20 protein-coding genes are annotated in these 21,921 nt (G+C 68.1%); 3 read left to right on the top strand and 17 right to left on the bottom strand.

Translation table 11 applies throughout. The features are described from left to right. Positions 1-18: 18 nt before the first annotated feature. Genes G4G00_RS07760 through G4G00_RS07750 form a run of 3 tightly spaced genes read right to left on the bottom strand, consistent with a single transcriptional unit; the run spans position 19 to position 2,151 of the window. Positions 19-582: a hypothetical protein gene (locus G4G00_RS07760; protein ID WP_108754004.1), complete on the bottom strand. Its 564-nt coding sequence runs from the start codon at positions 580-582 to the stop codon at positions 19-21. Further along, on the bottom strand, positions 579-1,793 hold the full coding sequence (locus tag G4G00_RS07755) for a TonB family protein (RefSeq protein ID WP_164272346.1): 1,215 nt from the start codon (positions 1,791-1,793) through the stop codon (positions 579-581). The genes G4G00_RS07760 and G4G00_RS07755 overlap by 4 nt, the downstream gene beginning before the upstream one ends. Further along, a complete protein-coding gene (locus tag G4G00_RS07750; protein WP_108754006.1) occupies positions 1,786-2,151 on the bottom strand; it encodes a BlaI/MecI/CopY family transcriptional regulator in 366 nt (121 codons plus the stop codon). Before G4G00_RS07750 ends, G4G00_RS07755 begins: the two co-directional genes overlap by 8 nt. 118 nt (positions 2,152-2,269) lie before the next feature. Between G4G00_RS07750 and G4G00_RS07745 the strand changes: the two genes are divergently transcribed. The 3 genes from G4G00_RS07745 to G4G00_RS07735 all read left to right on the top strand — a co-directional run bounded on the left by G4G00_RS07745 (position 2,270) and on the right by G4G00_RS07735 (position 5,462). Beyond that, a complete protein-coding gene (locus G4G00_RS07745; RefSeq protein WP_164272343.1) occupies positions 2,270-2,827 on the top strand; it encodes a flavin reductase family protein in 558 nt (185 codons plus the stop codon). A 34-nt stretch (positions 2,828-2,861) separates the two neighbouring features. After that, entirely contained in the window at positions 2,862-4,814 is a 1,953-nt protein-coding gene (locus tag G4G00_RS07740) for an acetyl-CoA hydrolase/transferase C-terminal domain-containing protein (RefSeq protein ID WP_164272340.1), read from the top strand. Between the two features lie 99 nt (positions 4,815-4,913). Further along, positions 4,914-5,462 (top strand): NADAR family protein, encoded by a 549-nt coding sequence (locus G4G00_RS07735; RefSeq protein WP_164272337.1) that lies wholly within the window; start codon positions 4,914-4,916, stop codon positions 5,460-5,462. A gap of 89 nt (positions 5,463-5,551) precedes the next feature. Here the strand turns inward: G4G00_RS07735 and tkt are convergent, their stop codons facing one another. The 14 genes from tkt to G4G00_RS07665 all read right to left on the bottom strand — a co-directional run bounded on the left by tkt (position 5,552) and on the right by G4G00_RS07665 (position 21,761). Then, positions 5,552-7,549, bottom strand: coding sequence for a transketolase (tkt, locus tag G4G00_RS07730; RefSeq protein WP_164272334.1), 1,998 nt, complete (start codon positions 7,547-7,549; stop codon positions 5,552-5,554). 126 nt (positions 7,550-7,675) lie between these two features. Further along, a complete protein-coding gene (locus G4G00_RS07725) occupies positions 7,676-8,098 on the bottom strand; it encodes a hypothetical protein (RefSeq protein ID WP_233614725.1) in 423 nt (140 codons plus the stop codon). Between the two features lie 77 nt (positions 8,099-8,175). After that, on the bottom strand, positions 8,176-9,495 hold the full coding sequence (locus G4G00_RS07720) for a dicarboxylate/amino acid:cation symporter (RefSeq protein ID WP_108750951.1): 1,320 nt from the start codon (positions 9,493-9,495) through the stop codon (positions 8,176-8,178). A 57-nt stretch (positions 9,496-9,552) separates the two neighbouring features. Next, complete coding sequence (locus G4G00_RS07715) at positions 9,553-11,253, bottom strand: BatD family protein (protein WP_108754012.1); 1,701 nt, start codon at positions 11,251-11,253, stop codon at positions 9,553-9,555. Next, positions 11,250-13,052 carry a VWA domain-containing protein gene (locus tag G4G00_RS07710; protein ID WP_108754013.1) on the bottom strand — a complete coding sequence of 601 codons (1,803 nt, stop codon included), beginning with the start codon at positions 13,050-13,052 and terminating at the stop codon, positions 11,250-11,252. The genes G4G00_RS07715 and G4G00_RS07710 overlap by 4 nt, the downstream gene beginning before the upstream one ends. Then, entirely contained in the window at positions 13,049-14,053 is a 1,005-nt protein-coding gene (locus G4G00_RS07705) for a VWA domain-containing protein (RefSeq protein ID WP_108754014.1), read from the bottom strand. Before G4G00_RS07705 ends, G4G00_RS07710 begins: the two co-directional genes overlap by 4 nt. Next, a complete protein-coding gene (locus G4G00_RS07700; RefSeq protein WP_108754015.1) occupies positions 14,050-14,499 on the bottom strand; it encodes a DUF4381 family protein in 450 nt (149 codons plus the stop codon). Before G4G00_RS07700 ends, G4G00_RS07705 begins: the two co-directional genes overlap by 4 nt. Continuing rightward, entirely contained in the window at positions 14,496-15,410 is a 915-nt protein-coding gene (locus G4G00_RS07695) for a DUF58 domain-containing protein (RefSeq protein WP_108754016.1), read from the bottom strand. The genes G4G00_RS07700 and G4G00_RS07695 overlap by 4 nt, the downstream gene beginning before the upstream one ends. 8 nt (positions 15,411-15,418) lie before the next feature. Further along, positions 15,419-16,444 (bottom strand): MoxR family ATPase, encoded by a 1,026-nt coding sequence (locus G4G00_RS07690; RefSeq protein WP_108754017.1) that lies wholly within the window; start codon positions 16,442-16,444, stop codon positions 15,419-15,421. Positions 16,445-16,607: 163 nt separating this feature from the next. Next, entirely contained in the window at positions 16,608-18,584 is a 1,977-nt protein-coding gene (locus G4G00_RS07685; protein ID WP_108754018.1) for a type IV pilus secretin PilQ family protein, read from the bottom strand. Between the two features lie 21 nt (positions 18,585-18,605). Then, the gene (locus G4G00_RS07680; protein ID WP_199911376.1) at positions 18,606-19,142 is read right to left on the bottom strand and encodes a pilus assembly protein PilP; all 537 of its coding nucleotides are present in this window, start codon (positions 19,140-19,142) and stop codon (positions 18,606-18,608) included. Further along, positions 19,139-19,804 carry a type 4a pilus biogenesis protein PilO gene (gene pilO, locus G4G00_RS07675; RefSeq protein WP_108757055.1) on the bottom strand — a complete coding sequence of 222 codons (666 nt, stop codon included), beginning with the start codon at positions 19,802-19,804 and terminating at the stop codon, positions 19,139-19,141. The genes G4G00_RS07680 and pilO overlap by 4 nt, the downstream gene beginning before the upstream one ends. After that, positions 19,801-20,703 carry a PilN domain-containing protein gene (locus tag G4G00_RS07670; RefSeq protein WP_108754020.1) on the bottom strand — a complete coding sequence of 301 codons (903 nt, stop codon included), beginning with the start codon at positions 20,701-20,703 and terminating at the stop codon, positions 19,801-19,803. The genes pilO and G4G00_RS07670 overlap by 4 nt, the downstream gene beginning before the upstream one ends. Further along, positions 20,703-21,761, bottom strand: a complete 1,059-nt coding sequence (locus tag G4G00_RS07665; protein ID WP_164272331.1) for a pilus assembly protein PilM — start codon at positions 21,759-21,761, stop codon at positions 20,703-20,705. The genes G4G00_RS07670 and G4G00_RS07665 overlap by 1 nt, the downstream gene beginning before the upstream one ends. Positions 21,762-21,921 lie beyond the last annotated feature (160 nt).

The following is a 21,921-nucleotide window of genomic DNA, read 5'->3' as shown; positions in this document are numbered from 1 at the left end:
CCGTGTTCCTGTCAGGCGCTAGCGGCCCTGGGTGCGCACCACGTGCTGGCCTTTCACGATTTCGAAGGTGAAGGCGTACTGCAGGGTGACCGCCACCGGTTCGATGCTGTCGGCGCCCTTGCAGTCACTGCGGTCTTTCGGCACGTTGCCCGCTGCAAAATGACAGACCGCCGCCGGGGAATACTTCCACTGCGCGACCGCATCCTGCGCGGCCTTCAGCAGCGGGCCATTCTCCGTCGCTGCACCCGCGCTGCATTCCTTCCGGTCGGTCAGCGGCATGCTGCGTTCAACCCCGCCCTGCGCGTCCACCACCACCTGCAGGCAGACCGTGGTGGGCGGCAACGCGGTGCGTGGGTCGCGCTCGCCCACCACCGGGTCCGGTGCCGCATACAGCTGCGGCATCCGGTAGCCCTCGCTGGCAGCCAGCGTGTATGGCTGGACCTGCCCCGCACCACCGGCCGCATTGGGCTGCAGGCGCTGGTGGCCGACGCTCTCGTTGCGCGTATCGACCGTGGTCAGGCGTTCATGGCTGGCGCACCCGGCCAGCAGCGCCGCCAACAGCCACAGCGGCAGGCCTCTCACTTCCGGCCACCGTCGGCCTCATCGTCATCCATGGCGAAGGTGATCGGCACCTTCACCGCGGCCGCCACGGGCACGCCGCCCTTCAGTGCCGGACGGTAGGTCCAGCTGCGCGCGGCAGCCTTGGACACTTCGTCGAACACGCCCGGATTGGTGGCGCTGAGGATCCGCACATCGGTCAGCTGGCCCTGTGCATCCACCTCCAGGCGCAGCGTGACCACGCCGGTCTGGCCGTTTTCAAACGCCGAGCGCGGATAGCTGGGCGGGGGCATCTTGTCGATCTGGATATCGCGATTGCCCGCGCCCGCTGACGCAACGCGCTCTACACCACCGGCCCCCTGGCTGGCCCACGCCAACGCCGCCCCACCCATGCACAGACCCACCAGCAACAGCTGGCCCGACAATTTCGGCAATGCCTTCCGTTTCGACTGCTTCAACATGGCGATACGCTCCTTCAACACGGGTTGGCTGCGCCAATGGCAGGCCATCGGCGCAACCGGGTGGACCAGCTGCGCCTTCAGCAGCGTGCTGGCGTAGAGACGGCGCTGCGAGGGCTGCGCGGCAACGGTGCGTGCATCGCAGGCCAGTTCCTGGTCGCGCAGGAAACGGCGCGCGGCCCAGGACAGCAACGGGTGGAACCAGAACACCGTGCGCGCCAGCAGCAGGCCGCCATTGGCCCAGTGATCGCCGTTGCGGCGATGGCTGCGTTCGTGCAGCAGGATCAGGGCCTGCTCATGGGCATCGAACTGTTGGTCGAAGTGCGGGCCGACCACGATGCGCGGCCGCCACAGCCCCACCAGCGCGGGCAGGCCGGGGTCGGCGCTGGCCTGCCAGCTGCCATCGGCACGCGCCTGCAGGGGGCCCAGCGCCTGCTCGAAACGGCGTTGCGCACGTAGCGCGCGCAGCAGCTGCAGGCCGGCACCCAGCGCCCAGGCCACGGCCAGCAGCCACGGCCACAGCGGCAACTGCGCGGCAGGCCCTTCCAAGGTGCCCGGCACCACCTTGAATGGCAGCGTGGGCACGTGCTGCAGCACTGGCAAGGCCGGCACGGGCAGCAGCAGGGCCAGCAACAGCAGCGGCAGCAACCACCAGCTGCGATAGGCCAGTTCCGCACCACCCAGCGCTACCAGCACGGGCCGCGCGGCCGCCAGCAGCAGCACGCCCAACGCCAGCCCCAGGCTGGCCTGCCACAGTCCATCGAGCAGCTCATTCATCGTCCATCTCCTGGATCAGCTTCTTCAGTTCGGCAATGTCCTGTGCCGTCAGCCGCCCGCGCTCGCTGAAGTGGGCGACCAGCGGCGCCACCCGGCCATCGAACACGCGGCCGATGAAATCCTGGCTCTGCATGTCCACCCACGCCTGGCGTTGCAGCAGCGGCAGGTAGAGGTAGCGACGGCCGTCGCGTTCGGCGGCAATGGCGCCCTTGGTCAGCAGGCGGTTGAGCAGGGTCTTGATGGTCGGCTCGGCCCAGTCGCGGTGGGCCAGCGCGGCGACCACATCGTCTGCGCTGCGCGGCGACTGCTGCCACAGCACTTCCATCACGATGGCTTCGGCTTCACTGATCGGGCTCATTGTTTACATCCGTAATCGACAATTCGATTACGCGCGTAATCGAGCGTGCTGTCAAGCCCCTCGACATGCGGTTCATCTGCCACGGACCAGCATCGAAGCCACCGCCCACGGAGCCTGCATGAAGCCCCTGCGCAAGAAGGACTACCCCGTCCAGGACGCACGCCGGTTCCTGGAACCGGGCCCGATCGTGCTGGTCAGCACCGCGGCGCAGGGCCAGCGCAACCTGATGACGATGGGCTGGCACATGGTGATGGGCTTCTCGCCGTCGCTGGTGGCCACCTACCTGTGGAGCGAGAACCACAGCTTCGCCCTGGCCCGGGACAGCGGCGAATGCGTGATCAACGTGCCCGGCGTGGAGCTGCTGGACACGGTGGTGGACATCGGCAACTGCAGCGGCCGCGACCTCGACAAGTTCGCCCACTTCGGCCTGGACGCGCTGCCAGCGCGCGAGGTGGCTGCGCCGCTGGTGGGCCAGTGCCATTCCTGCTTCGAGTGCCGCCTGTACGACGACAGCCAGGTGCAGTCGAGCAATCTTTTCATCTGGGAAATCGTGCGCGCACACGTGGCGCCGCGGCCGAAACTGCCGCGCACGTTCCACTATCGCGGCGATGGCCAGTTCATGCTGTCCGGCGCCGAAGTCTCGCGTCGACGGCGGTTCAAGCCCGACATGCTGTAATGCCCGCACTCCCCCGCACGCAGGACCTTGCCGCATGACCGAACACCTGACCGACCTGGACGCCGCCGTTGACTGGCTGTTCGCGCGCGTGGACGGGCCGCTGCGGGTGGGTGCGCCGCTGGCGCTGGGCAAGCCGCACCGGCTGTTGAATGCCTTGTATGCGCGGGTGGAAGCAGATCCGTCGCGACCACTGCAGCTGTACACCGCGCTGTCGCTGAACCCGCCCAAGGCGCGCGGCGATGGCCTGGAGGCGCGCTTCATGGCGCCGTTCGTGCAGCGCCATTTCGGCGAGGATTTCCCGCGCCTGGCTTACGCCGATGCCATCGCCCGCGATGCGCTGCCGGCACACGTGCAGGTGGAAGAGTTCTACATGCAGTCCGGCGCGCTGCTGGGTTCGCGGCAGGCGCAGTCCAGCTATACCAGCCTGAACTACACGCACGCGGCCGATGCGGTGGCCCAGCGCGCGCCGCAGGTGATCGTGCAGAAGGTGGCCATGCGCCCGGATGATCGCCGGCTGTCGTTGTCCTGCAACAACGACATCACCCAGGACACGCTGGATGCCATTGCCGCACGCGGCCTGCCGCGCCCGTTGCTGGTGGCCGAGATCGACCCGCAGCTGCCCTACCTGGGCGGTTCGGCCACGGTGGATGTGTCCTTCTTCGACCTGGTGATCACCCCGCCGCCGCCCTACCCCGCGCTGTTCGGCCTGCCGCGGCAGCCGGTGGCCGACGCCGACTACGCCATCGGCCTGTATGCCAGCACCCTGGTGCGCGATGGCGGCACGCTGCAGATCGGCATCGGCACCCTGGCCGATGCACTCAGCCACGCGCTGGTGCTGCGCCATACCGACAATGCGCGCTACCGCCGCGTTCTGCATGCGCTGGACCCACAGCTGGCCAGCCATCCGCTGGTGCAGGAAATCGGCGGGCTGGAACCGTTCGAGGTCGGCCTGTATGGCTGCAGCGAAATGCTCAACGAGGGCTTCCGCCGGCTGGTGCAGACCGGGGTGATCAAGCGCAAGGTGCACGACGATCTGGCCCTGATGCAGCGCATCGAGAACGGCAGCACGCTGTCGATCGACCACGCCACGCTGGCCGCCGAGGGTGAATACCTGCACGGCGCGTTCTACCTGGGTTCGCCGGAATTCTACGAATGGCTGCGCACCCTGCCCGAAGACGAATGCCGCGCGATCGGCATGCGGCGCATCAGCGAGATCAACCAGCTCTATGGTGGCAACGAGACCCTGGAGCGCCTGCAGCGCCGCCATGCGCGCTTCTTCAATTCCTGCATGATGGCCACCGCGCTGGGCGCGGCAGTGTCGGATGCGCTGGATGATGGGCGGGTGGTCTCGGGTGTGGGTGGCCAGTACAACTTCGTGGCCATGGCCCATGCGTTGCCGGAAGCACGCAGCATGTTGATGTTCCGCGCCGCGCGCGACGACAAGGGCCAGCGCGCCTCGAACGTGCGCTGGAACTATGGCCACACCACCATTCCGCGGCACCTGCGCGATATCTATCTGAACGAGTACGGCATTGCCGATCTGCGCGGTTTGACCGACGAGGACTGCGTGCAGGCGATGACCGCCATTACCGAAGCGCCGTTCCAGGCAGCACTGCTGGAGCAGGCGCACGCGGCGCGCAAACTGCGAGCCGCGCAGCAGCCGGATCCGCAGCGACTGCAGCGCAACACGCCTGCCGCGTTGGCGGCGGCGCTGGCACCCTTCCGCAGTGATGGCACCCTGCCCGACTACCCGCTGGGCAGTGATTTCAACGAGATCGAACAGGTGCTGGTGAAGGCGCTGGGCTGGCTGAAGGCCAATACGCAGACGCGCGGCGCGACGCTGCGCACGGCGTGGGCCGCGCTGCGCCAGCCGGCCGGCGATGGGGATGCGGTGTACCTGCAGCGCATGGGTCTGCAGGCGCCGAAGGATTTCGGCGAGCGATTGAACGCGCGGCTGCTGCGGCTGGCGTTGGCGCGCACCGCGTAATCGTGCGTACGGTGGCGCCGGGACATGCCCGGCGGAACGGCTTCAGTGCCAACCAAGGTTGGCACCTACCAGAGCATCACGGCACGCTATGCTTTGCCGATGAATGACGATTCCCGTTTCCTGCACGACCTGCAGCAACGCCAGGCCGCAGGCGAAGACCTGCGCTATCTGTGTTTCTGGGGCCACCAGCCGCCGCGCAGCGGTGTCTCTGCATCCTGCTTCAGCCAGTGGTACGACGCCGGCTTCGACATTGATGGCGTGCACTACCGCACCGCCGAGCATTACATGATGGCCGGCAAGGCGCGGCTGTTCGGCGCAAGCGTGCTGCTCGACAAGATCATCGCCAGCGCCACGCCGGACAAGGCCAAGGCGCTGGGCCGCCAGATCGAAGGCTTCGATGAAGCGCGCTGGGTGCAGGCGCGCTACGACCTGGTGGTGGCCGGCAACCGCGCCAAGTTCAGCCAGAACCCGGAACTGGGCGCCTTCCTGCGCGCCACGGCGGGTTGGGTGCTGGTGGAAGCCAGCCCGGTGGATTTCATCTGGGGCATCGGCCTGGCCAAGGACCACGCCGACGCGCACAACCCCGCGCAATGGCGCGGGCTGAACCTGCTGGGCTTTGCATTGATGGATGTGCGCGAGGCGATGTAGCGCTCATCCACGCATGGCGTGGATCTACTGCGCCGAACAAGAAAGGCCGGCTTGCGCCGGCCTTTCCCTTTCCTGCTTCGCGGGGCCGCTTACAGCGCCTTGGCTGCTTCCACCACGTGCGTGGCGGTGATGCCGAAGTGCTGGTACAGCTTGTCGGCCGGGGCCGAGGCGCCGAAGGTGTCGATGCCGATCACCGCACCGTCCAGGCCGACGAACTGGCGCCAGAAGCCGGTCACGCCGGCTTCCACCGCCACGCGCTTGCGCACGGCGTTGGGCAGCACCGATTCACGGTAGGCCGCATCCTGGCGCAGGAACACGTCGGTGGACGGCATGGAGACCACGCGGGTCTTCAGGCCGGCGGCATCCAGCTGCGCCTTGGCTTCGGTGGCCAGAGACACTTCCGAACCGGTGGCGATCAGGATCACGTCCGGGGTGCCGGCCGCATCGGCCAGCACATAGCCGCCGCGTTCGATCTGCGCGATCTGCCCGGCATCGCGCGGCTGGTGCGGCAGGTTCTGGCGGCTGAACACCAGGCAGCTCGGGCCGTCCTGACGGGTGATCGCAGCCTTCCAGCTCACTGCCGATTCCACTGCATCGCAGGGGCGCCACACATCGTTGTTCGGGATGTAGCGCAGCGAGGCCAGGTGTTCCACCGGCTGGTGGGTCGGGCCGTCTTCGCCCAGGCCGATCGAGTCGTGGGTGTAGACGTGGATGGCATGGGCCGGGATCAGCGCGCTCATGCGCACGCCGTTGCGGGCGTAGTCGCTGAACACCAGGAAGGTGGCATCGAACGGAATGAAGCCACCGTGCAGGGCCAGGCCATTGGCAATGGCGGTCATGCCGAACTCGCGCACGCCGTAGTACACGTAGTTGGCGTTGGCGTCGTCGCTGGCGACCGACTTGCTGCCCTTCCACAGGGTCAGGTTGGAATGCGCCAGGTCAGCCGAGCCGCCGACGATTTCCGGCAGCAGCGGGGCGAAGGCTTCGATGGCCAGCTGCGAGGCCTTGCGCGAAGCGATCGTCGGGCCTTCCGCGGCCACCTGGGCGATGTAGGCATCGGCCTTGGCGATGAAGTCGGCCGGCAGTTCGCCGTGCGAGCGACGGGTCAGTTCGGCCGCTTCGGCCGGGAACTGCGCGGCGTACTTGTCGAACTGCTGTTCCCATTCGGCCTGGCGCAGGGTGCCGGTACCGCCAGCGCGCCAGCCGGCGTAGATCTCTTCGGGAATCTCGAACGGACCGTAGTTCCAGCCCAGCTGCTTGCGGGTGGCTTCCAGTTCGTCCTTGCCCAGCGGCGCACCGTGGCTGGATTCCTTGCCGGCCTTGTTCGGCGAACCGAAACCAATCGTGGTGCGGCAGCAGATCAGGGTCGGCTTGTCGTCCTGCGACAGGGCCGCTTCGATGCCGGCCTTGATGCTTTCCGGATCGTGGCCATCGACATCGCGCACCACGTTCCAGCCATAGGCCTCGAAACGCTCGGGGGTGTTGTCGGTGAACCAGCCTTCGACGTTGCCGTCGATGGAGATGTGGTTGTTGTCCCAGAAGCAGACCAGCTTGTGCAGGCCCCAGGTGCCGGCCAGCGAAGCGGCTTCATGCGAAACGCCTTCCATCAGGCAGCCATCGCCCATGAACACCCAGGTGCGGTGGTCGACGATTTCCAGCTCCGGGCGGTTGAAGCGCTGTGCCAGCAGCTTCTCGGCCAGGGCGAAGCCCACGGCGTTGGCAAAACCCTGGCCCAGCGGGCCGGTGGTGGTTTCCACGCCCGGGGTCTCGTGGCGTTCCGGGTGGCCGGCGGTGTGGCTGCCCAGCTGGCGGAACTGCTTGAGCTGTTCGATCGGCAGGTCGTAGCCGCTCAGGTGCAGCAGGGCGTACTGCAGCATCGAGCCGTGGCCGTTGGACAGCACGAAGCGGTCGCGGTTGAACCACTGCGGGTTGTTCGGGTTGTGCCGGAGATAGTCGTTCCAGAGGACTTCGGCGATATCGGCCATGCCCATGGGCATGCCGGGGTGGCCGGACTTTGCGGTTTCAACCGCATCGGCGGCAAGGAAGCGGATGGCGTTGGCCAACTGGCGACGGGTAGGCTGCGTCATGGTTCTGTCGGAATCGGGAGGCGGCCGCGGACGTGCGGGCCCCCCATTGTCCCACAGACCCGGGGCCGGGTTCAGGCGTAGGGCCAGATCCCTTGCCAGAGAAAGGGATCTGGCCCCGCCCGCCGCTTACTTCGGGGCGGCGGCCTCGATCACAGCGCACATCGACTTCTTCTGGAAGTCCTCGCCGGTGGCGTAGGTGGCCGGGGTGGTCTTGGTCACGGTGATCTTCGAGCCCTTGCCCTCGGCCTCGATCAGCACGTTCCACGGCAGGGTGGTCTGGCCACCGTTGAACTGGACGTTCTGCTCCATGGTGAGCATGCCCAGGTCCTTGTCCACGGTGGCCACCTTCAGGCCCGACTTCACGCCTTCGATCTGGATGCGCTTGAGCGCGTCAGCCGGCGTCGCGTTGGGCACTACGTCCCAGGTGGTGAAGGTGCGCCCTGCGAAAAAGCTGCCGGTCTTGGTGTAGTTGGTTTCACAGGCCTTCTGGGCACTGGCGTCGAAGGCCAGCAGGCCCAGGGCGGCGACCATCACGTACGAAATCCTCATTTCTGCTCCCGTTCGCACGGCGCCAATCCCGACGCCTTCCATGCGTCGGGATAGTATCCATGGCATTCAGGGCGCGTTCAATCGCGCGGCGCAGCCGGCTCCGGGCCATCGTGCGCTTCGCCCTTGGCCACCAGGGTGGTCAGGGCCAGGTCGCCGGTCACGTTCAGGGCGGTGCGGCACATGTCCAGGAAGTGGTTCACGCCCAGGATCAGGCCGATGCCCAGCGGGTTCACCCCGACCATGGCACAGATCATGGCCACCACCGGCAGCGAGCCGGACGGCACGCCGGCCGTACCGATGCCGCCCAGGATGCACACGGCCATGACCATGATCTGCTGGCCGATGCTCAGGTCCACGCCGAAGAACTGGGCCAGGAAGATGACCGTCACGCCCTCGAACAGCGCGGTGCCGTTCTGGTTGGCGGTGGCGCCCACGGTCAGCACGAAGCGCGACACGCGCTGCGGCAGGCCCATCTGGTCGGCCACGCGCAGGGCGGTGGGCAGGGTCGCGTTGCTGGAGGCGGTGGAGAAGGCCATCACCGTCGCTTCCTGGGTATCGCGGAAGAACGACAGCGGCGAACGGCCCGACAGCCACACGGCGGTACCGTAGGTCACCACCATGTGCAGGCCCAGGGCCAGCACCACCACGCCCACGTAGGCGCCCAGGCGGATGATCAGTTCGAAGCCGAACAGTGCGGCCAGGTTGAACATGAAGCAGGCCACCGCGTACGGGGCCAGGCGGATGACCAGGTTGATCAGGGTCATCGAGATTTCGAACACGCCCTCGATGGCGCGGCGCAGCGGCGCAACCTTCTCATCGTCGGTCAGCACCATGCCGATGCCGAACATCAGTGCGAAGAACATCAGCGACAGGATGGCGCCGTTGTCCGAAGCGGCCTGCAGCACGTTGCTGGGCACGATCGACAGCAGCATGTCCATGCCCTTGGGCGTGCCATGGATGCCGGCCACGATTTCCTTGCTGCGCTCGGCGTTTTCCGAAAGCATCAGCGCGGCGGTCTGCGGGTCCACGCCGGCGCCGGGCTTGAGCACGTTCACCAGCACCAGGCCGATGCCCACGGCAATGCCGGACAGCAGCACGGTATAGGCCAGGGTCTTCCAGCCGATACGGCCGAGGGCGCGGATATCGCCCATTTCCGACACACCCATGATGAGTGCCGAGAAGATCAGCGGCACGATCAGCATGAAGATCAGGTTGAGGAACAGGCCCGAGGCGGGCGTGGTGATGTAGTCCATCACCCACTTGGCGCCGGTCTGCAGGCCTTCCACGCTGCCACCCAGGGCGTGCACGATCAGTCCCAGGACCAGGCCGATCGCGAAGCCGATGCCCATCTTCCAGTGCAGGGGCAACTTCTTCTTGCCGGCAGCAGCTGCTGTCATATGCGGGGTTCCTCGAAAAATGAATCTACTCTAACAAAGCGCGCAGGCCGCGCTGGTTCAGGGTTGCCGCGTGGGGTACAGCGGCGCCAGCCCAGTGTCGCCGGCCGCGTGCGGGGCCGACCAGTGCGGTCCGTCACGGAAGGCCACCCGCAGGCGCGCCCGCAGCGCACCCAGTTCGCCCTGCCCGCCCCAGCGCGCCTGCTGCAGGTCCTGCAGCACCTGGCGCTGTTCGGCGTCGGCCAGGCGTTCGATCACCTGCTCCAGGCGGTCCACGCCGGCCATCTTGCACAGCTGTGCCTCTACCTGGTCGAAGCCGTCGGCATCCAGCGCGCGGCGCAGGTCGGCCGTGCTGCCGCCACCCCGGCGGACCGGGGACGCCGCCGCGCCCGCCGGGGCACCGGCAGGCGCCGCTGCCCTGCGGCCACGGCGCCAGCCCCACAGCAGGGTCAGCAGCCACAGCACGACCAGCCCCACCACGGCGGCCACCCACGGCCATGCCGGCAGCGCGCGCGCCGTCGCGGCCAGGGCCGTCTGGGTCGCCGGGGTCGCATCCTGGCCGGGCAGGGCCGATTGCGTGTCGATCGGCTGCGGTGCAGGCACCCCGCCACGCCCGGCGCTGACCGCCAGGCGCAGTTCGGGCAGGCGCGCCTGCTGGGCCGTGCCACTGTCCACGTTCCACCAGGCCACGCTGGGCCCGGGCACCACCAGCTCGCCCGGTGTGCGCGGCACGATCGAATAGCGCCGGGTGATCTTCAGCCGCGGCGTGCTGCCGGTGAAGGTTTCATCGTATTGCGCCGGTTCGGCGAACACCTGCGCCGTATCGCCCAGGTCGGGCACCGGCAGGTCGGTGAACTGCGCGCGCGTGGCCCCATTGGCCACCGCTTCAACGACAACGGTGGCGGCCTCGCCGGTACGCGCGGTGGTCGGCGCACTGGTATAGCGCAGCTGCAGGCCGTGCAGCGGCAGCCAGGGCTGCGGCGCCTGCGCCGGTTGCTCGCGCACCTGCAGGGTGCGCTCGGGCGCGACGGCATTCATGCGGCCATCGCCGCCGTTGCCGAAGAAATCGTCGAAGAAGCCGCCGGCGCTGCGGCCGCTGAAGCGTGCGCCCGGCAGGCGCAGCGCACCGCTGCGTTCGGGAATGAGCAGGAAGCGCCGTTCAACCACGTTGTAGCGACGGCCATTGATCTGCCGCACGTCGGTGCGGTCCTCGCCCACCCGCTGCAGCGATGCGCCCTGCGGCGTATCGAGCACCAGCTCGCCCGAGGCCAGCTGCGAGGCGAAATACAGCCTCACCACCACGCCTACGCTCTGCTGCACGTAGGGCGTGTCATCGTCCACCTCGGTTTCGACGAAGGCGGCGGCATTGGTCTGCGCCGTCGCTACTGCCGCGGCATTCACCTGCAGGGTGAGCGGCACCGTGCGTGCGGCGCCGACCTGCAGCGAGGGGACCTGCAACGCGCCGGTGCGGCGCGGCGTCAGCAGCACCGTGTACACATCGCGGCGCTGCATGCCGCCATTGCTCCACTGCACCTGACGGCTGCTGCTCTGTGCGCCCAGCGCGAAATCGACGTTCAGCGGCGTGTAGTCCGGCGTGCCCTGGTCGGTTTCCACATTCAGGGTGACCGAGTCGCCGGCGGCGATGGTGTCCGGTTCCAGCCACGCACGGGTCTGTGCCATCGCGGCCAGCGGCAGCCACAACAGCCAAAGGGCCAGCGCCGGCAACGCCCAACGTTCATGCACGCGTGCCCTGCGCTTCATCGCCCTTCCCTCTTTCTACGTTCGTTTTCCAACTGGAACTTGGTGCGCAGCAGCGCTCCCGGATCATCGGGAACGCGGCGCATCCACGCTTCCACGGCCTGTTGTTCCTCGCGCTGCTGCGGGGTGCGGCCGTCGCTGCGCGCGGCCACCTTGCCGGCCTGGTCGGCAGGCTGCGCCTGCTGCAGGGACTGCTGCATGCGCTGGCGCTGCTGGGCATCGGCCTGCGCCTGCGCCTTGGCGTCGGCAGACTGTGGCGGTTGCTGCGAATCGCCCGCGCCCGAACCGTCCTGCTGCTCACCCGGTTTGCCGTCCTGCGGACGTTGCGGCTGGCCCTGCTGGCCTTGTTGACCCTGCTGCCCCTGTTGACCCTGACCCTGCTGGCCCTGCGACGGCTTGGGCTGCTGCGATGGGTTCTGCGACTTCGGCGGCTGTTTGCCCTGCCCTTCGTTCTTGCCCGGTGGCGGCTTGCGCTTGCGCGCGGCATCGACCACCGCGCGGTTGGCCACCGCATCAGCCATGCCCGGGTGCCTGGCCAGCGCCTTGTCATACGCGGCGATGGCGCCGTCATAGTCGCCCTGGCGTGCCAGCGCGTTACCCAGGTTGTACCAGCCGGCATCGCTGTCGATGCCTTCGAACTTCTGCCGGGCCGCCGCGAAATCGCCGTTGTGGTACGCCTGCACGCCTTCGGCCAGACGCTCGTGTTCGCGCTGGTCGCCGCGTTGCCACAGCGTGCCGTGCTCTGCGCGGGTGGGCGCGGCAGGCGGCGCGGCCTGCACCTGCCCGCTCAGCGGCAACAGGCCCACGGCCAGCACGGCGGCCAGCAGTGCGCGGCGACGGAACGCCAGCAGCGCCAGCAGCATCACCGGCGGCAGCAGCCAGTAGCCTTCGTCCTGCCACTGCCGGCTCTGGCCGGGACGCGCCTGTGCCTGCGCGCCGCTGCCGTCAAGTACATCCAGCGCCTGCAGGTCGCGATCATCGGCGGCAATGCGCTGGTAACGACCGCCGCCGGCCGTGGCCACTGCGCGCAGCCCCGTTTCGTCCAACGCGGCCTGCGCGATCTGGCCGCTGCTGTCGCGGTAAGCGGCACCGGCGGGCGTGCCCAGGCCCAGCACCGACACCTGCAGGCCGAGTGCGCGCGCCTGCGCCGCGGCCAGTGCTGCTTCGCCGTTGGCCTGGTCGCTGATCAGCAGGATGCGTCCGCGCAGCGCACCGGTCTGCCGCAGCAACTGGGTGGCCCAATCAATACCGCGGTCGGCACGCTGGCCATCACGCGGCATCACATCCGGCGCCAGCGCATCCAGGTACAGCGCCACGTTGGCCACATCGTCGGTCAACGGCGCCACCGTATAGGCATCGTCGGCGTAGACCACCAGGCCCACCTGCCCGCCCTGACGCGCCCGCAGCAGAGCGCCGATCTTGGCCCGTGCCTGCAGCAGGCGCGACGGCGGCAGGTCGGTCGCGGTGATGCGGCTGGACAGATCCAGCACCACCACCAGAGGCGCGCTGGACTGGAACAAGGGCTGTGTCTGTTGCCGCCAGCTGGGCCCGGCCAGGGCCAGCACGGCCAGCGCCCAGCCCAACACGATCGCCCACGGCAACCGCAGCCGTCGGCGCCCCTCGGCCGCCAGCAGGTGCGGCAGCAGATGCGCATCCACCGCCTGCCGCCAGCCTTCGCTGCGGCGCTGCCGCCACAGGGCGAAGGCGATGATCACCGGCAGCGCCAGCAACGCCCACAGCCAATCAGGCCGCAGGAAATGCAGCGCGTTCCAGTCCGGTAGGGCCAGCGACAGGGCGATCATCGGCGGCGCTCCGGCCACAGCCAGGCCAGCGAACCCAGCAACAGCGCCAGTGCCAGCGGCCAGGCGTAGCGTTCGTCGCGCGGGCGCGTGCTCGGGCCCTTGCCGGCGATCGGCTCCAGCCGGTCCAGTTCGGCATAGATGCCCACCAGTTCATCGGTATCGCGCGCACGGAAGAAGCGGCCGCCGGTCTGCTCGGCGATCCGCCGCAGCGTGGCCTCGTCCACCGGGTCACGATCGGCGGCGATGGGAATACCGAACAGGCGCATGCTGCCGTCGCCACCGAAGGCCACGGTGTGTACCCGCACGCCTTCGGCCTTGGCCAGCTCGGCCGCGCGCAGCGGTTCCAGCACGCCGGCATTGCTGACACCGTCGGTCAGCAGGATCAGCACCCGCTGTCCTTCCGGCTGCGCGCGCAGGCGCTTGACGGCCAGTGCGATGGCATCGCCGATGGCCGTTTCGCGCCCGGCCAGGCCGACCACGCTGTCGCGCAACTGGTCGCGCACGCTGGCCAGATCGGCGGTGATGGGGGTAAGCGTGTAAGCGCGGTCGCCGAACACCAGCAGGCCGACGCGGTCGCCGGCACGGCGGTCCAGGAAGTCGGCCAGCACCGCCTTGGCAGCGGTCAGGCGTTCCACCGCCTGCGGGCCCAGCACCATGTCCGGTTCGCTCATGCTGCCGGATACGTCCATGGCCAGCATCATCTGCCGGCCCTGCTGCGGCGGGGTGATGGCTTCGCCCAGCTGCTGCGGGCGGGCCATCGCCACGCACAGCGCGGCCCAGCCCAGCCACAGCAGCAGGGTGCGCAGCCACGACGCATTCACCCGCCCACCACCGGCCAGGGCCTGCAGTTCGGCGGCGGCATACGGCACGCGCAGCGCCGCGCCCGGCAATGCGCGGCGCGGCCAGAAGTGCATCAGCAGCGGCAGCGGCAGTGCCAGCAACGCCAGCGGCCAGGCCAGCTGCAGATCCGGCCAGGGCCAGTAGGAGGCCAGCAGGTTCATCGGCGGCGCTCCTGCAGCAGCTGCAGATAGCGCTGCCGCGCCCACGCGCGAACATCGTCCAGCTGCGAGGTTTCTATCTGCGGGCGGTACGGGCCTTCGGCCAGCAGGGTGCGCTGCGCATCGGGCAAGGCGTTGTGCGGATCGATGCGCGCCCACCAGGCCGCATCCTGCAGCGCTTCGCTGCCCGGTTGCGCCTGGCGTGCCGCACGTCGCAGCAGACCGCCAATCGCGGCCAGCTCGGCCGGACCAGTGCCGGCCGCCCGCAGTTCCTGGTCGAAGGCGTGCAACCAGCGCTGGCGGCGACGGCGACGCCGGACCACGATCACCACGATGACCGCCAGCACCAGCACCACGGCGGCGATCACCATCAGCCAACCCGGCGCAGGCGGCCACCAGGCCGGTGCAGGCGGCAGCGCAACGTCGCGCAGCGGCAGCGCGGCGCTCATGCCGGCACCTCGGTGGCCGCCGGGGCCAACCAGGCATCGCTGGCGGCATCGGTCGAGAGCAACTGCACATCGATGCGGCGCGCCACCAGGTGCCGTCGCAGCGCGTCCACCGGCGCGACGAAATGGGCATGCCAGTGCGCCTGCACATCGCTGCGGCGCAGGTCCAGACTGACCCGCTGCTGTGGCGACAGGAACTGCAGCGCGGCCGATGGCGGCTGCATTTCCAGCGGATCCACCAGCAGCAGCAGCGTCACGTCGTGGTGTTGGGCCAACGCGCCCCAGCGCGCAGGGGCGATGCGCAGGGCTTGCTGCGGATCGGCCAGCACCAGCAGCCGCGCACCGGGGCGCAGCACGCGGCTGGCGTGGTCCAGCGCGCGCTCCAGGCCCAGATCGTCGGCGGGCGGCTGCGCGTACCAGCGGGTAAGCGCGTCGAGCACGCGCAGCACGCCGCGCGGCCCGCCAGCAGGGGCTACCGGCGGTTCGCGGTCGCTGCCGCGCAACGCCCCGATGCGGTCGCCACGGCGCTGCGCCGACCACGCCGCAATGGCGCCGGCACGCGCGGCCTGCACCGACTTGAAGCGCACGCGGGTGCCGAAATACAGGGCCGGCGCGGTGTCGGCCACGATCAGCGTGACCCGCTCGCGCTCGGCCTGGAACAGCTTGGTATGCGCGCGCCCGCTGCGGGCGGTCACCCGCCAGTCGATATGGCGCGCGTCATCGCCGGCCACGTACTCGCGCGATTCGGCGTATTCCATGCCACGGCCGCGCAGCGGCGACGGTGCCTGACCGGCAAGACCGGTGCGACCGCGACGCGGTGCCGGCGGGCGTTGCGCCAGGCCACGCAGGGCCACCAGTTCGGCCAACTGCGGTCGCAGGCCGTCGCCGGCGCTGGGCGTGGGAAGATCGGTCATGCGCGGACTCAGGGCGCGGGCACGCGGGCCAGCAGTTCCTGCACCAGGCGCTCGCCGTCCCAGCCTTCGGCGGTGGCTTCATAGCTGGGCAGCACCCGGTGGCGCAGCACGTCGGCGGCCACCGCCCGCACGTCGTCGGGGGTGACGAAATCGCGACCGGCCAGCCAGGCGCGCGCACGCGCGCAGCGTTCCAGGGCGATGGACCCGCGCGGGCTGGCACCCCAGGCGATGCGGCGGCCCAGTGCCGGGTCGTAACGGCCGGGATCGCGCGAGGCCAGCACCAGTTCCACCAGGTAGCGTTCCAATGCCGGCGCCATGTGCAGATCCAGCACCTGCCGGCGCGCATCGAAGACATCCTGCATCGGCAGCTTGTCCGGTGCCGGCGCCGCTTCACCCAGCGCACCACGCGCACGCTCCCGCGCCAGCCGCAGGATCTCGGCTTCGGCGGCCTGGTCGGGGTAGCCGATGCGCACGTGCATCAGGAAACGGTCCAGCTGCGCTTCCGGCAGCGGGAAGGTGCCTTCCTGCTCGATCGGGTTCTGCGTGGCCATCACCAGGAACAGCGACGGCAGCGCATAGGTGTGCCGGCCGACGGTCACCTGGCGTTCGCCCATGGCTTCCAGCAGCGCCGACTGCACCTTGGCCGGGGCACGATTGATCTCGTCAGCCAGCAGGATGGGATGGAAGATCGGGCCGGGCACGAATTCGAAACGGCCTTCCTGCGGGCGCCAGATCTCGGTACCGGTCAGGTCGGCCGGCAGCAGGTCGGGGGTGAACTGCACGCGCGCGAACTCGGTTTCCAGGCGTGCGGCCAGCGCGCGGATGGCGGTGGTCTTGGCCAGGCCGGGCGCGCCTTCCACCAGCAGATGGCCGTCGGCCAACAGCGCGATCAACAGGCGCTCGACCAGTGCGGCCTGGCCGACGATCTCCGCCGACAGCGCATCGCGCAGGGCGGTGAAGGCGGCATGCAGCCGCGAGGTGGCCGGCGCAGGCGGCGGGGAGATGGATTCGGGCATCGGCGGTGGCAGGTTCATGGGGGCCTTTGACCGGCGCAGGACGGCACGGGTTCCCCACATCATCGCAGGCTGGTCCGGGGATTGGATCAAGGATGGATGAATGGCCCTGCGCGCAGGGCGTGGATCCACAACGAAAAGGGGCCGCACATGGCGGCCCCTCTCGTACATCCGGTGGCACCGATCAGCTGCGCTTGGCTACGCGCAGCACCTTCGGGGTCACGAACACCAACAGTTCCGCCTTGTCCTTGTTGCGGCCGCGCTTCTTGAACAGATTGCCCAGGAAGGGCACGTCGCCCAGGAACGGCACCTTGCTGACGCTGTTGCGGTCGGTGAACTCGTACACGCCGCCGATCACCACGGTCTGGCCGTCTTCCACCAGCACGGCGGTGTTGACTTCGCGACGGTTGATGTTCGGCACCTGGCCGTAGCCTTCCAGCACAATGTAGCTTTCGACCTCGTCCTTCTTCACCGCCATGTTCAGGAACACGCGGTTGTCGTCGGTGATGGTCGGGGTGACCTTCAGCTCCAGCACCACTTCCTTGAACTGCACGTTCGGCGTGGCCGCAGCACCGACACCACCACCGCTGATGGTGACGTAGCCGATTTCCTTACCCTGCTTGATCAGGGCTTCGCGCTGGTTGGTGGTGACCACGCGCGGGTTGGAAATGACTTCACCACGCGACTCTTCCTGCATGGCCGACAGTTCCACGTCCAGCAGATAGCCGGCGTTGAGGATCGACAGTGCCAGCGAACCGGGGTTGCTGGTGGAGGCCACCGGCAGGTTCCAGTTCAGACCGCGGGTGATGGACGAACCGACCGCGACAGGACGGGGGCCCACGCTTCCGCCCGCAACCCAGTCACGAACGGCCTTGGCATTGGTTTCCGCTGCGTCAACCTGCGACTTGCGGGTCGCGGCATTGGCATCCAGATCACCACTGAAGTACACGTTGTCGCGGCTGCCGCTGATGCCGAACTTCGCACCCAGTTCGCGGGCAAAGGTATCGGTGGCGATCACGATGCGGCTTTCGATCAGCACCTGGTCGACCGGGCGGTCGATCACCCCGATCAGCTCACGCATGCGCGCGATCTTCTTCGGAATGTCGCTGATCATCAGCGTGTTGGTGCGCTCGTCGGCCACGATGCGGCCGCGCGAGGACAGGAAACCACTCTCTTCCTGCGACGACGAACCACTGCCGCCACCACCCTGGCCACCACTACCGCCGCCGCCGATGCCCTTGGCTTCGGTCAGCGCTTTGAAGATCTGCGTGGCGCTGTGGTAGTTGATCTGCACGTAATCGGTCACCAGGTCTTCGCGGTTCTCGATCGCAATGCGCGCGTCTTCCTTTTCCTGCTCGAACTTGGCCAGTTCGGCCTGCGGCGCAACCCAGATCACGCTGCCGTCGCGACGCTTGTCCAGGCCCTTGGCACGCAGCACGATGTCCAGTGCCTGGTCCCACGGCACGTTGACCAGGCGCAGGGTCACGTTGCCCTGCACCGAATCGGAGGCCACCACGTTCAGGTTGGATTCTTCGGCGATCAACTGCAGCACGGTGCGCACCGGCACGTCCTGGAAGTTGAAGGTGACCGGCTTGCCGCTGTAGCCGCGCTGCGGCACGCCCTTGGCGGCCTGGCTGACGCTGCCGGCGCTGACCGCACCCACCGCGGCCGGAGCCTTGCGCGGGGTGATCTCGACCACGTATTCGTTGCCGCTCTGGTAGGCCAGCGATTCGACCGCACCGCCGGTGCTGAGCACCAGCTGGGTGCCGGCACCGGACGGCTTGGCGTCGATGCGCTGCACCGGCGTGGCGAAGTCGGTCACGTTCATCGGCTTCTGCAGGTTCGCCGGCAGGCGTGCGTTGCCCACATCCACGATCACGCTGTTGTCCTGCGTGCGCAGATCCGGGATGGCGCCCTGGCCGTCGAACTGCACGATCAGGCGGCCGCTGCCGTCGTCACCGCGCTTGAAGTCGATGCGCGACACCGCCAGGCTGGCCGGCGCGGTGGCCGGTGCAGCGACGGTGGTGCTGGCCGGCTTTGCAGCCGGTGCGGCAGCCAGCGCCGGAGCGCAGGCCAGCATCAACGCGACTCCCAGCGCGCTGATGCGGTTCAAGGTAGAGCGCCGGATGGGTCGCAGCCCCTTGGCTTGGTGAAAAGTCATCGTGCTATCCCCAGTAAACGATCATTGATCTTCCAGCGCGAGCGTAGCCGGACGTTCCAGCCAGCCACCCGCGCCATCCGGCACCAGTTCGATCAGCTCCACGCGGTCTTCGAAGACCGCGGTGACCCGCCCGTCGCTCTGCCCCAGGTAACCGCCCGGGCGTACCCGGTAAGTCACCTTGTCCGGCCCCATCACCAGCGCGACGGTACCGCCGCCGGTGCCGATGGTGCCGACCATGTCCAGTGCATCCAGCGGGAACCCTTCCAGGGGTTCCTTGCGCCGGTTCGGATCCGGGCGCAATCCGCCAGTCCCCTGCTGCGGATTGGTCCAGGCATCGGTGAACGGATCGCGCATGCCCTGCGCGGAATATTCGAAGGTCTCGAACTGCTGCATGACGGGCAGCGGCTCCAGCGGCTGCGCCGGTCGGGCGCGTTCGCTCTCGACCCACTTCTCAAGGTTGGGGGCATCGCCCGGCGTGCTGGTCACACCGCGGCCGCAGGCGGCCAGCAGCAGTACCGCCATCGCCATGCCACCGCGTGCAATGAAGGAACGGATCACTTCTGCGCCTCCTTGCCTGCTTCGCCTGCTTCAGCCTTCTGCTGTTCCGCCACCTCGGTTTCATCCAGGTAACGGTAGGTCTTGACCGTACCGGACAGCACCAGCGCACCGGCGCGGATGTTGCCGTTGGTCTTGTCGGCCGGCTTCAGGTTGATGTCGTGCATGGTCAGGATGACCACGCGCGGCAGCGAGGCCACGCCACTGACGAACGCACCGAACTGGTGGTAGCTGCCCACCATGCTCAGCTTGATCGGCTTTTCGGCGTAGAACTCCTTGACCTGCTCTTCTTCCGGCTCGAACAGCTGGTTGGCCAGGCCGCTGGACAGCGCGGTCTGCGAGATGTCGATGATCAGATCGGGCATCTCGGTCTTGCTGGGCAGCTGGCGCAGCATCTGCTGCAGCACCTGTTCCATCTGTGCCAGCTGCTGCTTCAGCGGTTCCAGGTTGACCGCGCGTTCCTGTTCCTTGGTGAATTCCTGGCGCAGGGTGGTTTCCTGGCTTTCCAGGGTCTGCAGCTCTTCGCGCTTGCCGCTGATCAGCAGCATCCACAGCACGAAGATGATGACCAGGGCGATCAGCGAGCAGAAGACAATCTTGGCGTTGCGCGGCCAGTTGCCGATGTCGTTGAAATCAAGGTTCTTCAGTTCGACTTTCTTGCTCATGCGCGGTCCCCCTGCGGCAGGGCATGGAAGGCCTGCGGCGGCTGGGCCAGGCGGCTACCCTCGTTCTTCGGTGCGGCGGCCGGCGGTGCCGGTTGCGCTGCGGGGGTGGCCGGTGCGGCCGGGGCCTGCGGTGCAGGTGCCGGTGCGTTGCCCGGGGCCGGTGCATTGGCCGGCGCCGGGGCTGCGCCCGGTGCGGCCGGAGCAGCCGGTGCGGCGGCATCCGGGCCCGCACTGAGCGGGGCCACGGTGGGTGCAGCCGGTGCGCCAGTTGCCACGCTGCCGTCGGCGTTCAGGCCCGGAGTGGTCGACTCCTCGCTCTGTGCCGGCAGCTTCACCGTCACCTTGAACACATACGGCAGGGCCTTGATGTCAGCCACCGGACCCACCGGTGCGGCGTCCTTGTCTTTCTCAGGCTCGCTGGCCTTGATAATCGACAGTTCCGGGTTGGTCATCCAGCCGGACACTTCCAGGTTGCGCATGTAGGCGGACACGCGCGCATTGGACTGCGTGCGGCCTTCCAGGGTGAGGGTGTCGCCATCCTGCTGCAGGGCGGTCAGCACCACGCCATCGGGAATGGTGCGGACCAGGGCGTCGAACAGGTGAACCATCTGCGAGCGCTTGGCCTGCAGCTGTTCGATCACCGCCTTGCGGGCCAGCAGACGGTTCTTCTGCTCGTCCAGACGGTCGATCTCGGCGTTCTGCGCCTTCACCTTGGTGATCTCGGCCTGCAGGTAGGCATTGCGGTCCATCTGGCCGCTCACCTGCATGTCGTAGTAGAACCACACCAGCAGCGACAGCAGCACACCGCCGAGTGCGGCCATGCCCAGCATGACCCCGAACTCGCGCTGGCGTTGCTTGCGCCGTTCGGCGCGCCAAGGCAATAGATTGATGCGTGCCATCAGTCGAAGCTCCTCAGTGCCAGACCGGTGGCGATCATCAGCGCCGGGGCATCCTGGGCCAGCGCCTGGGCCTGCACCTTCGGGCCCAAGGTCATCTGTGCCAGCGGGTTGGCGACTACGGTCGGCACGCCCAGCTGTTCTTCGACCATTTCCGGCAGGCCTGCCAGCGCAGCGCAGCCGCCGGCCAGCACGATGTGATCAACCCGGTTGAATTCGCTGCCCGCGTAGAAGAACTGCAGCAGGCGGCTGATCTGCTGCACCGTGGCTTCCTTGAACGGTTCCAGCACTTCCATTTCGTAGCTTTCCGGCAGCCCACCCTGGCGCTTGGCCAGACCGGCTTCCTCGTAGCTCAGGCCGTAGCGGCGCATGATCTCGTCGGTCAGCTGCTTGCCACCGAACACCTGTTCGCGGCTGTACAGGCTGCGGCCACCGCGCAGGACGTTCAGGGTGGTCATGGTCGCGCCGATGTCCACCAGGGCCACCACGCCATCGCTGGACACCGGCAGTTCGCTGGCCACCAGGGCGAAGGCGTTCTCGACCGCGAAGGCCTCCACGTCCATCACCTTGGCCTGCAGGCCACCCAGTTCCAGCGCCGACTGGCGCAGTTCCACGTTTTCCGAACGCGATGCGGCCAGCAGCACCTGGACCATTTCCGGGTTGTTCGGGATCGCCCCGATCACCTCGAAGTCCAGGTTCACTTCCTCGATCGGGTACGGAATGTAGTTGACCGCTTCCAGCTCGATCTGGGCTTCCATGTCGTTTTCGTCCAGATCGGCCGGCATCGGGATCACCTTGGTGATCACCGCCGAGCCGGCCACGGCAGCGGCGGCCAGCTTGGCCTTGCTGCCGGAGCGGTTCATCGCGCGGCGGATGGCCTCACCCACGGCCTCCACTTCAACGATGTTCTTCTCCACCACCGCATTCGGCGGAAGAGGTTCCACGGCGTAATGTTCCACGCGGAAACGGCTACCGCTGCGGGAAAGCTGCAAGAGCTTCACCGCAGTCGAACTGATGTCGACGCCTATGAGTGGCGACTGACCTTTTGGGATAAGCCCCACGGTTTCTCCCCTGCCGACGGGCACTTGGACACAAGAACTGTGTCCGCGCATTAATAACGTATTCTTAGCAAATGGCAACCACCCTGCTGTGAAGTCCCTCACAGGTTCACGATGCAGCCCCTGGCGTTTGTCGTTGCGTCCCCTGGTAGCGACCCCAGCC

Origin of the sequence: Stenotrophomonas sp. B1-1 (genome assembly GCF_010894375.1) — a bacterium.
In the GTDB taxonomy this organism is placed as follows: Bacteria; Pseudomonadota; Gammaproteobacteria; order Xanthomonadales; family Xanthomonadaceae; genus Stenotrophomonas.
Note: the sequence above shows the minus strand (reverse complement) of the source record. Positions and strands in the feature narration are given on the sequence as shown.

What these genes read in the sequence shown, in the direction of transcription:
- G4G00_RS07755 (WP_164272346.1), bottom strand. Translation starts at nt 1,793, where the DNA reads ATGAATGAGCTGCTCGATGGACTGTGGCAGGCCAGCCTGGGGCTGGCG.
- G4G00_RS07750 (WP_108754006.1), bottom strand. Translation starts at nt 2,151, where the DNA reads ATGAGCCCGATCAGTGAAGCCGAAGCCATCGTGATGGAAGTGCTGTGG.
- G4G00_RS07745 (WP_164272343.1), top strand. Translation starts at nt 2,270, where the DNA reads ATGAAGCCCCTGCGCAAGAAGGACTACCCCGTCCAGGACGCACGCCGG.
- G4G00_RS07740 (WP_164272340.1), top strand. Translation starts at nt 2,862, where the DNA reads ATGACCGAACACCTGACCGACCTGGACGCCGCCGTTGACTGGCTGTTC.
- G4G00_RS07735 (WP_164272337.1), top strand. Translation starts at nt 4,914, where the DNA reads ATGAATGACGATTCCCGTTTCCTGCACGACCTGCAGCAACGCCAGGCC.
- tkt (WP_164272334.1), bottom strand. Translation starts at nt 7,549, where the DNA reads ATGACGCAGCCTACCCGTCGCCAGTTGGCCAACGCCATCCGCTTCCTT.
- G4G00_RS07725 (WP_233614725.1), bottom strand. Translation starts at nt 8,098, where the DNA reads ATGAGGATTTCGTACGTGATGGTCGCCGCCCTGGGCCTGCTGGCCTTC.
- G4G00_RS07720 (WP_108750951.1), bottom strand. Translation starts at nt 9,495, where the DNA reads ATGACAGCAGCTGCTGCCGGCAAGAAGAAGTTGCCCCTGCACTGGAAG.
- G4G00_RS07715 (WP_108754012.1), bottom strand. Translation starts at nt 11,253, where the DNA reads ATGAAGCGCAGGGCACGCGTGCATGAACGTTGGGCGTTGCCGGCGCTG.
- G4G00_RS07710 (WP_108754013.1), bottom strand. Translation starts at nt 13,052, where the DNA reads ATGATCGCCCTGTCGCTGGCCCTACCGGACTGGAACGCGCTGCATTTC.
- G4G00_RS07705 (WP_108754014.1), bottom strand. Translation starts at nt 14,053, where the DNA reads ATGAACCTGCTGGCCTCCTACTGGCCCTGGCCGGATCTGCAGCTGGCC.
- G4G00_RS07700 (WP_108754015.1), bottom strand. Translation starts at nt 14,499, where the DNA reads ATGAGCGCCGCGCTGCCGCTGCGCGACGTTGCGCTGCCGCCTGCACCG.
- G4G00_RS07695 (WP_108754016.1), bottom strand. Translation starts at nt 15,410, where the DNA reads ATGACCGATCTTCCCACGCCCAGCGCCGGCGACGGCCTGCGACCGCAG.
- G4G00_RS07690 (WP_108754017.1), bottom strand. Translation starts at nt 16,444, where the DNA reads ATGAACCTGCCACCGCCGATGCCCGAATCCATCTCCCCGCCGCCTGCG.
- G4G00_RS07685 (WP_108754018.1), bottom strand. Translation starts at nt 18,584, where the DNA reads ATGACTTTTCACCAAGCCAAGGGGCTGCGACCCATCCGGCGCTCTACC.
- pilO (WP_108757055.1), bottom strand. Translation starts at nt 19,804, where the DNA reads ATGAGCAAGAAAGTCGAACTGAAGAACCTTGATTTCAACGACATCGGC.
- G4G00_RS07670 (WP_108754020.1), bottom strand. Translation starts at nt 20,703, where the DNA reads ATGGCACGCATCAATCTATTGCCTTGGCGCGCCGAACGGCGCAAGCAA.